We start from the raw sequence: 13,314 nt of genomic DNA on the forward strand, positions 1-13,314 counted from the left end.
CGCATGACCACCGCAACATCCCACCGCGGAACAGCCACCAGCTCCGTCACCGACGCCTATCCGCTGTCCCGTCTGCAGGCCGGCATGATCTACCACGCCGAGCTGGAGGGCGACGCCTCCTACTACCACGACATCTACTCGCTGCGGGTGCGCGGTCCCTGGCACGAGGAGAGCTTCCGCGCCGCCGTCGCCGGGCTGATCGGGGCCCACGACGTCCTGCGCACCTCCTTCGAACTCGCCAAGTTCAGCGAACCGTTGCAGCTCGTGCACTCCACCGTCGACGCCCCCTTCGAGACCGTCGACCTGCGCCGCCTGGAGCGGGACGCCGCCGAGCAGGTCCTCGACGACTGGCGCCGCGAGGAGACCGGCCGTCCCTTCGACTTCGCGGCGGCGCCGCTCTTCCGCATGGTCGTCCACCGCCTGGGGGACGAGGAGTTCCACTTCTGGTGGTCCTTCCACCACGCGATGATGGACGGCTGGAGCCTGCACTCCGCCGTGGCGGAACTCTTCGCCGGCTACACGGCGATCCGAACGGGCCGTACGCCCGACTTCACCGCCCCGCGGACCCGCTACCGCGACTACATCGCACTCGAGCTCGACGCTCTCGACGACTCACGACAACGCGACTTCTGGCGCGACCAGCTGGCCGGTGCCGAGCCCGCCGCGCTGCCCGTGCCGCCCCGGCGCACCAGTGACGAACTGGACTCGACCGTGGAGGTCGAGTGGTACGACATCCCGCGGCCCGTGCTCGACCGGCTCGGCGAACTCGCGACGCGGCTGCGCGTCCCCGTCCGGACCGTGCTGCTCACCGCACACCTGCGCGTGGTGTCGGGGCTGCTCGGGCGCTCCGACGTGATCACCGGGGTCGTCGGCAACGGCCGGCCGGAGACGCGGGACGCCGAGCAGGTCAAGGGCCTCTTCCTGAGCACCTATCCGCTGCGTACCCATCTCCCGCGGGCCAGCTGGGCCGACTTCGCCACCGCGGTGTTCGCCCAGGAGACCGCGATCCTCCCCCATCGCCGCTATCCGCTCGCGGCGATGGTCGAGGAGACCGGCTGGAGCCCCTTCGACATCGTCTTCGACTTCCGGCGGTTCCGAAGCTATGAAGGGCTCACCGCACAGGACGACCTGACCCTCGACATCGGCGACTACTACGAGCACACCAACTTCCCGCTGACCTCCGGATTCGTGATGAACCCGGAAGGCACCTCGCTGCGGCTCCAACTGCGCTACGACGCACGGCGCTTCGACCGTGCGGACACCGCACGCCTCAGCCGGGCCTACCTCTCGGTGCTGGAACGGATCGCCGCCGATCCCGACGCCTGCGTACTGGCCGCGCCCGCGCTCGCGGACGAGGACGTCGCCGCCCTTGCCGTGCACGGCTCCGGCCCGTGGCGCGACACCGGGCGCTCGCACGGTGTCTACCAGCGCATCGAGCGCGCCGCCCGGTCCGGTCGGACCGCTGTGCGCGCCATCGACGGCGAACTGGCGTACGACGAGCTGCTGGAGACGGCCGGCCGGATAGCGGGCAGCCTCACCGACGCGGGAGTCCGCCGGGGCGACCCGGTCGGCGTGTGCATGAACCGCGGCACCCTGCTCATACCCGCCCTGCTCGCCATCTGGCGGATCGGCGCCAACTACGTCTCACTCGACCCCGACTACCCGCTCGACCGGCTGCGCTACATCGCCCGACACAGCGGCGCGGACTTCCTCCTGCACGACGCCGCCTCCGCCCGTGTCGCCGCCGAACTCGCGCCGGCCGCCCTCGCGGTCGAGACGGCCGCCGCGCACCCGCGCAGCGCCGAGGCGGTCGAGGTCTCCGGCGACGAGCTCGCCTACACGATCTACACCTCCGGCTCCACCGGCCTGCCCAAGGGGGTCGAAGTACCACACGGCTCCGTCGTCAACTTCCTGGACGCACTCGTGGAGCGCCTGGACCTGGACGACTCGCACCCCTACCTCGCCACGACCTCGATCAGCTTCGACATCCATGTCAACGAGATGTTCGTCCCGCTGATTCTCGGCGGCACCGTGCTCCTGGCCGCCCGCAGCCAGGTCGCGGACGGCACCGCGCTGCGCGAACTGATCGAGTCGGCGCCCGGACTGATCGCCCAGGGACCACCCGCCATGTGGCGGATGCTGCTCGACACCGGCTGGCGCCCGAAGGACATGGCCGCAGTGCTCTGCGGTGGGGAGGCGTTCCCGCGCGACCTCGCCGAGAGGCTGTCACGGGACGGTGCGGCGGTCTGGAACATGTACGGACCGACCGAGACCACCGTGTGGTCCGCCGTCCAGCGGGTGACGGCCGGGGAGGGCACAGTGCCCATCGGCCGTCCGATCCGCAACACCACCATGTGGGTGCTGGACGCCCACATGGACCCGGTCTTCCCCGGCGTTCCCGGCGAGCTGTACATCGGCGGCGAAGGCGTGGTCCGCGCCTACCATGATCGGCCCGACCTGACCGCGGACCGCTTCGTACCGGACCCCTTCGCCGGTCCCGGCCGGCCCGGCGCACGGCTCTACCGCACCGGTGACCTCGTACGCGTCGGCGAGAACGGCGCCTTCGAGTATCTGGAGCGGGTCGACCTCCAGGTGAAGGTGCGCGGTTACCGCATCGAGCTGGAGGAGGTGGAGGCCAGGCTCGGCCGGCACCCGGAGGTGTCCGCGGCCGTGGTCGCCGCGCCGCTGGGCGCGGACGGCGAACGGGTTCTCGCCGGCTACGTCGTGGCCGCTCCCGGTGTGGACGGCAGCGCGCTGCGCACCTGGTGCGCCGAGGCACTGCCCGGCTACATGGTGCCCCAGGCCTGGGTGCTGCTCGACGCGCTGCCGCTCACCCCGAACGGCAAGATCGACCGCAAGGCGTTGCCCGGCATCGGCGAGGCGATGTCCGCCGCCGAGGGCGACACGGCCGCGCCGAGCACCGACACCGAGCGGGCACTGGCCGCCATCTGGAGCGAGGTGCTCGGCGTCACCGGCATCGGCGTGAACGCCAACTTCTTCGACCTCGGCGGCCACTCGCTGCGCGCCCTGCGGGTGGTGCTCAAGGTCCGCGACGAGCTCGGAGTCGAGCTCCCGGTCGCCGCCCTGCTCCAGGCGGCCACCATCCGCAGGCTCGCGGCCCTGATCGACCGCCGGGACGCCGACGGCACCGACGGCGCCGACACACTGGTCGTGCCGCTCAACTCCGCGGGCCACACGCCGTTGTTCCTCTTCCCCCCGCTCGGCGGCCACATCTTCGGCTACGGACCGCTCGCCCGGCTCCTCGACGGCGAGGTCACCGTGTACGGCGTACGGGCGTCCGGCATGGAGCCGGGGGAGGAACCGCTGGACTCGATGAGCGGCCTCGCCGACCACTACGTGGCCCGGCTCAAGGCCGTCCAGCCGGAGGGCCCGTACCACGTCGCCGGCTGGTGCATGGGTGCGACGGTGGCCGTGGAGGTGGCCCGTCGGCTGCGCGCGGCCGGCGACGAGGTCGGCTACCTCGGGCTGGTCGTGGCCAACCCCTTCGACCCGGCCCCGCGCAGGCTCCTGGAGGACCCGACCGCCCTGGTGCACCACATGCTCTCTCAGGGAACCGACACGACGTACGAGGAACTGGCCGCCATCGACAGCCTCGACGAGAAGATCGAATTGGTGTTCAGCCGCGGCCGGAGCGCCGGCGCGCTGCGCGACGACGTCAGCAGCCTCGAAGACGCGCGCAGGCTGCTCGGGGTCTACCAGGCCAACGCCAAGGCGATCAGTTCGCACCGGCAGGCCGCGTACGACGGCGCCGCCCGGGTCTTCGTCCTTCCGGAGGAGAACTTCCAGCCCGTGGACATGGGCTGGTCACAGGTGATCACCGGACCGATCGGCCTGCACGAGCTGCCCGGCCTGCCCGCCACCTTCCTCACCCGCGACGAGGTCGGCCGCCTGGCCGAGCTCATCACGGACGAGCTGTCCCACCGTGCCGCCCGCTGAGCGGCCCCCGTCGACCGACACGAACCGATCAAGGAGTCAGAACATGACTGTCGAGAGCATCGACCGTTTCACCGTGGTGAGCAATGCGGAGCAGCAGTACTCGGTCTGGTTCCCCGGGCGGCCCCTCCCGCTGGGCTGGCAGGCCGCCGGCTTCGAGGGAACCAGGGCCGAGTGCCTCGCGCACATCGAGGAGATCTGGCAGGACCTGCGTCCGCTCGGTGTTCGCACGGCGCTCGCGACCGGAGAGGCCGCCTGAGCCATGCTGACCGTCTACACGACCGCGCCCTCCTCGCACAGCCTCACCGGGCACGAGTTCCGGCGGCGTGCCGTCGACGTGGCGCGCTGGACCGAGGCGGCCGGCCACCGCGGCCTGCTCGTCTACACGGACAACACGCTCGTCGACCCCTGGGCCGCGGCCCAGCTGATGATCGAACACACCGAGACGCTGGTGCCGCTGGTCGCGGTGCAGCCCCTGTTCCGCCATCCCTTCGACGTCGCCAGGGCGATCAGCTCCATCGGCTATCTGCACGGCCGCCAGGTCGATCTGAATCTGGTGACCGGGGGATTCGCCGGGCACATGCGCGAGTTGGGTGACGTCCTCGACCACGACGAGCGCTACGAACGGCTGGCCGAGTACGGGAAGATCGTCAACAAGCTGCTCACCGGGACCCGGCCGGTCACCCACCTCGGTCGGCACTACGGCCTCAACGCCGTCTCGCTCACCATCCCGCTGCCGGCCGAACTCGCCCCGAGGGTCTACGTATCGGGGTCCTCCGGCGCCTGTGTCGAGGCACAGCAGGTCCTGGGCGCCGTCCGGCTCTCGTACCCGCGCGCGGCGGCGGACTACGCGGCGGACCCCGACGGCCTGCGGGGCAATGGCATCCGGCTGGGCATCATCGCCCGTGAGAGCAGCGAGGAGGCCTGGCGGATCGCGCACGAGCGGTTCCCGTCGGACGACTTGGGTGAGCGGCTGCACGATGTGGCGGCCGGGCAGGTCGAGTCGCGCTGGCACCAGAACCTCTCCCGGGACGCGCAGCACTCGCACCGCCCCAGGGACGGCTACTGGCTCTATCCGTTCCGCGCGTACAAGACCTTCTGCCCCTACCTCGTGGGCAGTTACCAGGAGGTGGCCCGGCTGCTGGGTGAGTACCTCGAACTGGGCATCACCGCACTGATCCTCGACGTGCCCAGGGAAGAGGACGACCTCCACCACTCGGGCATCGCCCTTCGACTGGCACAGCGGCTGCCGGTCGCCGTCTGACGCGGCGGCACCGCACGTCCGTCGAACCTTTCGAAGGAGACAGAGCATGACCCAGACAGCCTTGTGGCTCCGGCGTCTCGACGCCGCGGCGGGCACCGCGGTGCCGGATCTGCAGCTCGTCTGCTTCCCGCACGCAGGGGGATCGGCGGGCTTCTACCGTCCGCTCGCGGCCGAGCTGGCCGACCACGCCGAGGTGCTCGGGGTGCAGTATCCGGGTCGCCAGGACAGGTACGCGGAGCCGGTGGTCACGGATGTCCACCGGCTCGCCGACCAGGTGGCAGAGGTGCTGGGGCAGGGCGCGGGAGACCGGCCGCGAGCCCTGCTCGGCCACAGCCTCGGCGCCGTCGTCGCCTACGAGGTGGCCGCTCGGCTGGGCGACACCGCCCCGGTGGCGCTGATCGTGAGCGGCCGGCCGGCCCCCTCGCGTATCCGCCGGACCACCGCTCACCGGCTGCCGGAGGACGCCCTGGCGGAGCAGGTGATGTCGCTCGGGGGTACGGACAGCGAGTTGCTGGACCATCCCGAACTGCGATCCCTGCTGCTGCCGTTGATCCGGGGTGACTATCAGGCCAGTGAGACCTACCGGTTCGGCGGCGGTCCTCCGCTGCGCTGCCCGGTCGTGGCCCTCACGGGCGATGACGACCCGCTGACCCCCGTCGCGGACGCCCGGGTGTGGGCCGAGCACACCACGGGTCCGTTCCGGTTCCACGTCCTGAGCGGTGGGCATTTCTTCCTCAACGAACACTGGGCGGCCGTCGCCCGCACCGTCCGTTCCAGCACGGAAGCGGTCCTCACCTGACGTCGGCGGTACGGGCCCCACGTGGCCCGGAGGGCCGTCCGACAGGGCCATTGGCCGGTTCGTGACGGTCCCGGTGGTCACCGCCCGCGCCGCGGACCCACACTGAGCCCGCCCCTGGCCGGATCGGCCCCGCGATCCCCCCATTCACCATGAACCGAGGAGCCATCAATGAGCACAACCCGCGCCGACCGTGTGCCGGACGCGGTCACCGTCCCGGCCGGCAGCTCGTGTGCCGACGTCGTCGCCACGACCAGGCTGCCCATGACCGGGCCGAACGCGATCGTCGCGGTCCGCGATGCCGACGGCCTGCTCCGGGACCTCTCCTGGCAGCCGGGGGAGGAGGTGAAGGTCTTTCCCGTTCCCCTGTCCAGCCCCGAGGGGCTCGACATCCTGCGGCACTCGACCGCGCATGTTCTCGCCCAGGCCGTGCAGAGCCTCCATGCCGAGGCCAAGCTCGGCATCGGGCCGCCCGTCGAGAACGGCTTCTACTACGACTTCGATGTCGCCAAGCCGTTCCAGCCGGACGATCTGGAGCGGATCGAGGTGCGGATGCGGGAGATCATCAAGAGCGGTCAGCGCTTCCGGCGCCGGGTGTTCCCGTCGATCGAGGCGGCGAAGCAGGAGCTCCGCGACGAGCCGTACAAGCTCGAACTGGTGGATCTGAAAAGTGACGACGGCGCCCCCACTGCCGCTGACTCCGCGGCGGGGGAACTGACCGTCTACGACAACATCGACGCGCGCTCGGACGAGGTGTGCTGGTCCGACCTCTGCCGAGGCCCGCACCTCCCCTCGACCAAGCTGATCCAGGCATTCAAGTTGACCCGCTCGGCGGCCGCGTACTGGCGGGGGAACGAGGCCAACCCACAGCTGCAGCGTGTCTACGGGACGGCCTGGCCGACTCGCGAGGAGCTGAAGGAGCATCTGCGGCAACTGGAGGAGGCCGGCAGACGCGATCACCGCAGGATCGGCGAGGACCTCGATCTCTTCACCTTCAGCAAGGAGATCGGCAAGGGACTCCCGCTGTGGCTGCCCAACGGCACGATCATCCGGGACGAACTCGAAGGCTGGGCGCGGCAGACGGAGCGGCGCCTGAAGTACCGGCGAGTGGTCACACCGAGCATCACCAAGGACGAGCTCTACTACCTCTCGGGGCACCTTCCCTATTACCGCGAGGATCTCTACGCGCCGATCGACATCGAAGGTGAGCAGTATTACCTCCGACCGATGAACTGCCCGCACCACCACATGGTGTACAAGTCGAGGCCGCACAGTTATCGGGACCTTCCCTACAAGATTGCGGAGTACGGCACCGTTCACCGATTCGAACGGAGCGGCCAGCTCCACGGCCTCATGCGCACCCGCGGGTTCACGCAGAACGACGCGCACATCTATTGCTCGGCAGAGCAGGCGAAGGACCAGTTCCTGGAAGTGATGCGCATGCACGACGAGTACTACCGGGCACTCGGCATCTCGGACTTCTACATGGTGCTCGCCTTGCGTGATCCCCGGAACACGGCCAAGTACCACGATGACGAGGAGATGTGGCGCCTCGCGGAGCAGATAACCCGTGACGCCATGGACGAGTCGAACATTCCCTACGTCGAGGAGATCGGCGGGGCCGCCCATTACGGTCCCAAGGTCGACTTCATGATCCGCGCGGTCACCGGCAAGGAGTTCGCCGCCTCGACGAACCAGGTCGATCTGTACACTCCGCAGCGCTTCGGCCTTACCTATCACGACTCGGACGGAGGGGAGAAACCGGTTGTCGTGATTCATCGTGCGCCGCTGGGTTCGCACGAGCGTTTCGTGGCCTATCTGGTCGAGCACTTCGGCGGGGCGTTCCCGGTCTGGCTCGCCCCGGAGCAGGTCCGTGTCCTCCCCCTCGCGTCGGAGTTGCGGGAGTACGCGGACGAGGTGTGCGACGTTCTCCTCGGCGCGGACCTGCGGGCCGAGGTCGACCGCGGTGACGCCCGGCTGTCGGCGAAGGTGCGGGCCGCGGTCACGCGCAAGGTGCCACTCATCGTCGTCCTGGGCCGTAAAGAGGCTGAGGAGCGGACCGTGTCGGTGCGGTACCGCTCGGGCGAGGAGCGCTCGATGCCCCTCGACGCATTTGTGGCGCAGGCCACCGAACTGGTGCGTTCCAAGAGCCTGGAGGGCGCCGGACACCAGTAGGACACGGCGAGTCCGGCGAGGTCCGGGGAGCGGACCGGGAGCAGGCCCGGTACCGCTCCCCGGGCCCTCCGCACGTGGCCCGGCAAGGGCTTGCTGCGGACGTCGGAACCTTTACTCCCCGTTTGAGCATGGCCCCCGTAAAGCCGTGCAGGGCGACGTCGAGCGCCTGTACGATCGGTGGTCGCGCGCCCTGAGTGGTGCGCATAGCATCCTTGGCATGCTCGCAGAGGTTTTCGTAACCTCTCGCGGGTTCGCGGAAGCTGACGGGGGAATAGTGCTTGACTTCTTGGGACTCGATCCCATAGCTGAACGAACATATCGTTTGCTGTTGACTCGGCGCGACCTGGACGTCGAGGGAATGGCCGGTGAACTCTCCGCCACTACGGAAGAGATTCGACAGGCCCTCGACAACCTTGCCGAGCTGACTCTGCTGCGCCCTTCTTGGGAGGTGCCGGGTGAATTGAGGCCGGTCAGCCCTCAAGTCGGAATGGAATTACTCATCCAGCAGCGCCAAGCCGAAATGCTGCGCCAAAGTTATCAGTTCGCCGAGAGCCAGGTGGCCGTCGCGCAACTGGTCCAGGAATACACCGACCAGAGCCCCGGGCACGGCCGCCCCGAGGTCACCAAGCTGATGGGGATGGACGCGATCCAGGACCGGATCGAGCAACTGTCCCTGCGCGCCGCCGAGGAAGTCGCGACCCTCATGCCCGGGGGGCCGCAGGACCCGGTGTTCATCGAGGCCGCGAAGAGACTGGACTCGCAGGTACGCGGTCGCGGAGTGGCGATGCGCACCGTCGGCCTGGAGAGCCTTCGCAAGGACCCGCCCACGCTGGCCTATGCCCGTTGGCTGACCGAGATCGGTGCCGAAGTGCGCACCGCGCCCTCCCTGCCCATCCGGATGCTCATCTACGACCGGCGCGTCGCCCTGGTGCCGGTCGACCCGGACAACTCCTCGCTCGGCGCCCTCGAGGTCACCGATCCCGGCACGGTCACGGTGATCCTCGCTCTGTTCGAACAGATCTGGTCCACGTCCCGGCCCGTCGGTGACACGACTCCCGCCACCGACGACGACGGCCTGTCCCCGCAGGAGCGCGAGCTGCTGCTCCTGCTGTCACAGGGCCTCACCGATGAACGGGCCGGTCGCCAGCTGGGGCTTTCCGCTCGGTCGGTGCGGCGGATGATGGCCGGCCTCATGGAACGCCTCGGTGCGCGCAGCCGTTTCGAAGCGGGTCTGAGGGCGGCGGAGAACGGCTGGCTCTGACCGGTGGAAAAGGCGGTGAGGGCGCCGGCCTCGACGGCCGGCGCCCTCACCGCCCTCCGCTGCTGCCGCCGAATCCCGCCTGACCGCGGCCGGAATCCCGCCGTACCCCGAGGACCGCGACGTCATCGACCAGCTCAGCGCCCTGTCCGCCGGTGTCAACGCCGCGTTCCAGCACTGGCTGCACCACCCCAGGTGAACCCGGGCGTGGTGTCTTCCCGCCGCACCCCGGTGCCGGGCCGGCCAGGGCAGGGTTCCCGGTGGCCGTTCCCGGTCCGCATCAGCCGCCCGCGGCCGGGATCCTCCGCTTTCCCCTGATCGCGAGGGCCGCCGTCAGCAGGCCCGTCAGCGCGATCAGGGCGGCCGCTCCGAACGCCCGGGCCGCGCCGTGGGTGAGGATCTCGGCCGGGCTGCCCACCGCGTGCCGGGTGGCCGTGCCGTACACCGTGACCAGCACGGACAGACCGAGCGTGCCGCCGAGCCACTGCAGGCTCTGGAGCAGGCCGGACGCGGCGCCGGCCTCCGCGGGGCCGACCTTGGCGAGGATCGTGGCGTTCAGCGGCATCAGGGCCAGGCCGATGCCGACGCCCAACATCAACAGGGGGCCGAGCAGCCCCGTCGCATAGCCGTCGTCGGGACCGAGCCGCCACAGCCACGCCCCCGAGCCGGCGAGCAGCGTCATGCCGGTCAGGATCAGTGGCTTGGCGCCGAGGCGGGCCAGCAGCCGCGGCACGAACCGTACGGTCGTGAACATCACCGCCGTCATCGGCAGGAAGGCGAACCCGGCGCGCAACGGGCTGTAGCGCAGCACCTCCTGACTGATGAGGGTGAGGAAGTAGAAGGCGCCGAACATGCCCGCGGGCAGCAACAGGACGCCGAGGTAGGCGCCCGCCCGGTCGCGGTCGGCGAAGAGCCGCAGCGGCATGATCGGCTGTTCGGCGCGCGCCTCGAGCAGGACGAAACCGACGAGGAGGGCGGCCGCGCCGGTGAAGCCGAGCAGTGCCAGGACGTCGCTCCACCCCTCCTGCGAGACCCGGATGAAGGCGTACACCAGGGAGGTCGTCCCGGCGGTGCCGGTCAGGGCGCCCGCCGCGTCGAACCGGCCCGCGTGGCGCGGGGTCTCGATGACGAAGCGGGGCAGGGCGAGGGCGACCGCGATCCCGATCGGCACGTTGATCAGCAGGGACCAGCGCCAGGACGCCCAGGCGGTGAGCATCCCGCCGAGGACCAGGCCGATGGAGGCGCCGATCCCGGCCGTGGAGGAGTAGACGCCGAGGGCGTGGTGGCGACGGGGGCCCTCGGGGAAGTTGGTGGTGATCAGGGCGAGGGTGCTGGGCGCGGTGAGGGCGGCGCCGACCCCCTGGAGGGCGCGGGCGGCGAGCAGCCAGCCACCGTCCCCGGCCAGGCCGCCGAGCAGCGAGGAGCCGGCGAACAGCAGGACGCCGAGGGTGAGCGTGCGGCGGCGGCCGAGGAGGTCGCCGACGCGTCCGCCGAGCAGCAGCAGTCCGCCGAAGGCGAGGGTGTAGGCGTTGAGCACCCAGGACAGGCCGGTGGGGGAGAAGCCGAGGTCACGCCGGATGTCGGGGAGGGCGACATTGACGACCGTGGAGTCGACTCCGACCATGAGATAGGCGGTGACGATGACGAGGAGGACCGCGCCCGGCCGGGCGGCCGGTCCGGGTGGCGCGGGTGGAGGGGAAGAAGCGGCCGGGGCGGAGGCGGCCGAGGCGGAAGGGGACGGCGTGGACATGGGGTACTCCCTGTCTGGTGTCCCCGCGTGATGTGGTGGAACATGCGGGCAGCACGAAAAGACCCTGGTCGTGGACCCGCAGAGCCGAACGCACTAAGCGGGGACTCTCTCCGTTTAGTGTCTGCCAAAATACGGAGAGAGTCCCCGGTTCGCAAGGAGTAACTGGATGACGCAGGTCAGGCCCATGCGTGCGGACGCTCGCCGCAACTACGAGCGCTTGCTGAAGGTGGCGGCGGAGGCCTTCGCCGAGCATGGGGAGGGCGCCTCCCTCGACGACATCGCCAAGCGGGCGGGCGTCGGATCCGGCACGCTGTACCGGCACTTCCCGACGCGCCAGGCGCTGTTGGAGGCGGCCTACGTCGACCGGATCGAGGCGCTGGCCGTACGGGCCGACGAGCTCGGCGCGGAACTCCCGCCGGGCGAGGCGCTGGTGGAGTGGCTCAACGAGCTGTGCGTCGGCACGATCCAGGTCCGCGGTATGAAGGCCCTGCTGGGCTCCGCCGTCACGGACGGCAGCGCGGCCGCGGTCACCGCCTGCGGCACGAACATGAAGGAAGCAGCGTCCCGGCTGGTGGCGGCGGCGCAGCGGGAGGGCACCCTGCGGGCGGACGTCGAGCCGATCGACGTCCTGCGCCTCGCGCACGGGGTGGCGACGGCGTCGGAGCTGGCCAAGGGGGACCGCAGCGCCATCCGACGGTATGTGTCGCTGCTGACGGAGGGACTGCGTCCCGCGCGGTGACGGCGGCGGGCGCCCGGTGGTGACGGCAGCGCCCGCTCCCATGGCGACGGCAGCGGGCGCCCCCGTGGTGGCGGGCGCCCGTGGCTGAGCGACTGCGGGCCGGGGCCGGACGCGGCTACAGGGCCTGGGCGCCCGGCTTCACCATGTTCCGTACGGTGCGGGCCTTCACGAAGTCCCCCATGGCCGTCATCTCCCACTCGCCGGAGAACTGCCGGATCAGCTTGGCCATCAGCACGCCCGTCTGCGGTTCGGCGCCGGTGAGGTCGAAGCGGACGAGCTCCTCGCCGGTCGCCGCGTCCAGGAGACGGCAGTAGGCCTTGGCGACCTCGGTGAACTTCTGGCCGGAGAAGGAGTTCACCGTGAAGACCAGCCCGGAGACCTCCTGCGGGAGACGGCCGAGGTCGACGACGATCACCTCGTCGTCCCCGCCGCCCTCGCCGGTGAGGTTGTCGCCGGAGTGCTTGATCGCGCCGTTCACGATGGAGAGCTTGCCGAAGTAGCAGCTGTCGATGTGGTTGCGCTGGGGGCCGTAGGCGATGACCGAGGCGTCCAGGTCGATGTCCTTGCCGCGGAACGCCGGCTCCCAGCCCAGGCCCATCTTGACCTGCGAGAGCAGCGGGCGGCCGCCCTTGACGAGGGAGACGGTCTGGTTCTTCTGGAGACTGACCCGGCCCTTGTCCAGGTTGATCTTCCCCGGCGCTGCGGGGGCCGCGGCGGGCGGCGCCGGGGGCATCGGCGGGGCCGCCGGGGTCACCGGGGACTGCGGCACGGGCGGCGCGGCCACCTGCTGCGGCGGCGCGGCCGGTGCCGGTTCCTCCACCGTCACCCCGAAGTCGGTGGCGATGCCGGCCAGGCCGTTGGAATACCCCTGGCCGACCGCGCGGGCCTTCCAGACGCCGTTGCGGAGATAGATCTCCACGACGACCAGCGCTGTCTCCGAGCCGAGTTGCGGGGGCGTGAACGTGGCCAGCACGCTGTTGTCGTCCGCGTCGCGGATCGTCGCCGTCGGTTCCACGCCCTGGAACGTCTGCCCCGCGGCGTCCGGGCTGGCGGTGATGACGATCTTCTCGATGCCCGGCGGGACGGCGGCCGTGTCGACGACGATCGCGTCGGGGGCCGTACCGCCGCCGGAGCGGTAGGTGACGCCGGGGCCGCTCGGCTGGTTGTAGAAGATGAAGTCGTCGTCGGAGCGCACCTTGCCGTCGGCGGTGAGCAGCAGGCCCGAAACGTCGAGCCGCACCGGAGCGGCGACGTCCACCGTCACGCGCGCGGTGGAGAGAGGGATGTTCGAGCCGGGGGTCATAGCTGTCATGCCGGGTGAACGAGCGAGACCACTTTGCCGTTCCCTTACCCGGACCCGAACGGGCCCGGGCAGGGA

General features: G+C 70.5%; 9 protein-coding genes. 7 read left to right on the forward strand and 2 right to left on the reverse strand.

Going from position 1 to position 13,314, the window contains the following annotated elements; all coding sequences use genetic code 11:
- Nucleotides 1-3 precede the first annotated feature (3 nt).
- From ACIRPU_RS24935 to ACIRPU_RS24960, 6 genes are all read left to right on the forward strand, one after another.
- The gene (locus tag ACIRPU_RS24935) at nucleotides 4-3,957 is read left to right on the forward strand and encodes an amino acid adenylation domain-containing protein (protein ID WP_403871000.1); all 3,954 of its coding nucleotides are present in this window, start codon (nucleotides 4-6) and stop codon (nucleotides 3,955-3,957) included.
- A 43-nt stretch (nucleotides 3,958-4,000) separates the two neighbouring features.
- Complete coding sequence (locus ACIRPU_RS24940) at nucleotides 4,001-4,213, forward strand: MbtH family protein (RefSeq protein WP_403871003.1); 213 nt, start codon at nucleotides 4,001-4,003, stop codon at nucleotides 4,211-4,213.
- Nucleotides 4,214-4,216: 3 nt separating this feature from the next.
- Nucleotides 4,217-5,218 (forward strand): LLM class flavin-dependent oxidoreductase, encoded by a 1,002-nt coding sequence (locus ACIRPU_RS24945; protein WP_403871005.1) that lies wholly within the window; start codon nucleotides 4,217-4,219, stop codon nucleotides 5,216-5,218.
- 46 nt (nucleotides 5,219-5,264) lie between these two features.
- On the forward strand, nucleotides 5,265-6,017 hold the full coding sequence (locus tag ACIRPU_RS24950; RefSeq protein WP_403871008.1) for a thioesterase II family protein: 753 nt from the start codon (nucleotides 5,265-5,267) through the stop codon (nucleotides 6,015-6,017).
- Nucleotides 6,018-6,185: 168 nt separating this feature from the next.
- Nucleotides 6,186-8,189 carry a threonine--tRNA ligase gene (thrS, locus tag ACIRPU_RS24955; RefSeq protein WP_403871011.1) on the forward strand — a complete coding sequence of 668 codons (2,004 nt, stop codon included), beginning with the start codon at nucleotides 6,186-6,188 and terminating at the stop codon, nucleotides 8,187-8,189.
- A 274-nt stretch (nucleotides 8,190-8,463) separates the two neighbouring features.
- Entirely contained in the window at nucleotides 8,464-9,450 is a 987-nt protein-coding gene (locus ACIRPU_RS24960) for a LuxR C-terminal-related transcriptional regulator (RefSeq protein ID WP_403871014.1), read from the forward strand.
- 277 nt (nucleotides 9,451-9,727) lie between these two features.
- Here the strand turns inward: ACIRPU_RS24960 and ACIRPU_RS24965 are convergent, their stop codons facing one another.
- Complete coding sequence (locus tag ACIRPU_RS24965) at nucleotides 9,728-11,197, reverse strand: MFS transporter (RefSeq protein WP_403871017.1); 1,470 nt, start codon at nucleotides 11,195-11,197, stop codon at nucleotides 9,728-9,730.
- 166 nt (nucleotides 11,198-11,363) lie between these two features.
- On the opposite strand from ACIRPU_RS24965, the gene ACIRPU_RS24970 reads away from it, so the two are divergent.
- Nucleotides 11,364-11,936, forward strand: a complete 573-nt coding sequence (locus ACIRPU_RS24970) for a helix-turn-helix domain-containing protein (RefSeq protein WP_355703855.1) — start codon at nucleotides 11,364-11,366, stop codon at nucleotides 11,934-11,936.
- Nucleotides 11,937-12,051: 115 nt separating this feature from the next.
- Here the strand turns inward: ACIRPU_RS24970 and ACIRPU_RS24975 are convergent, their stop codons facing one another.
- A complete protein-coding gene (locus ACIRPU_RS24975) occupies nucleotides 12,052-13,239 on the reverse strand; it encodes a TerD family protein (RefSeq protein ID WP_403871298.1) in 1,188 nt (395 codons plus the stop codon).
- Nucleotides 13,240-13,314 lie beyond the last annotated feature (75 nt).

It is taken from the genome of Streptomyces sp. NPDC102259 (genome assembly GCF_044766465.1).
Taxonomy (GTDB): domain Bacteria; phylum Actinomycetota; class Actinomycetes; order Streptomycetales; family Streptomycetaceae; genus Streptomyces.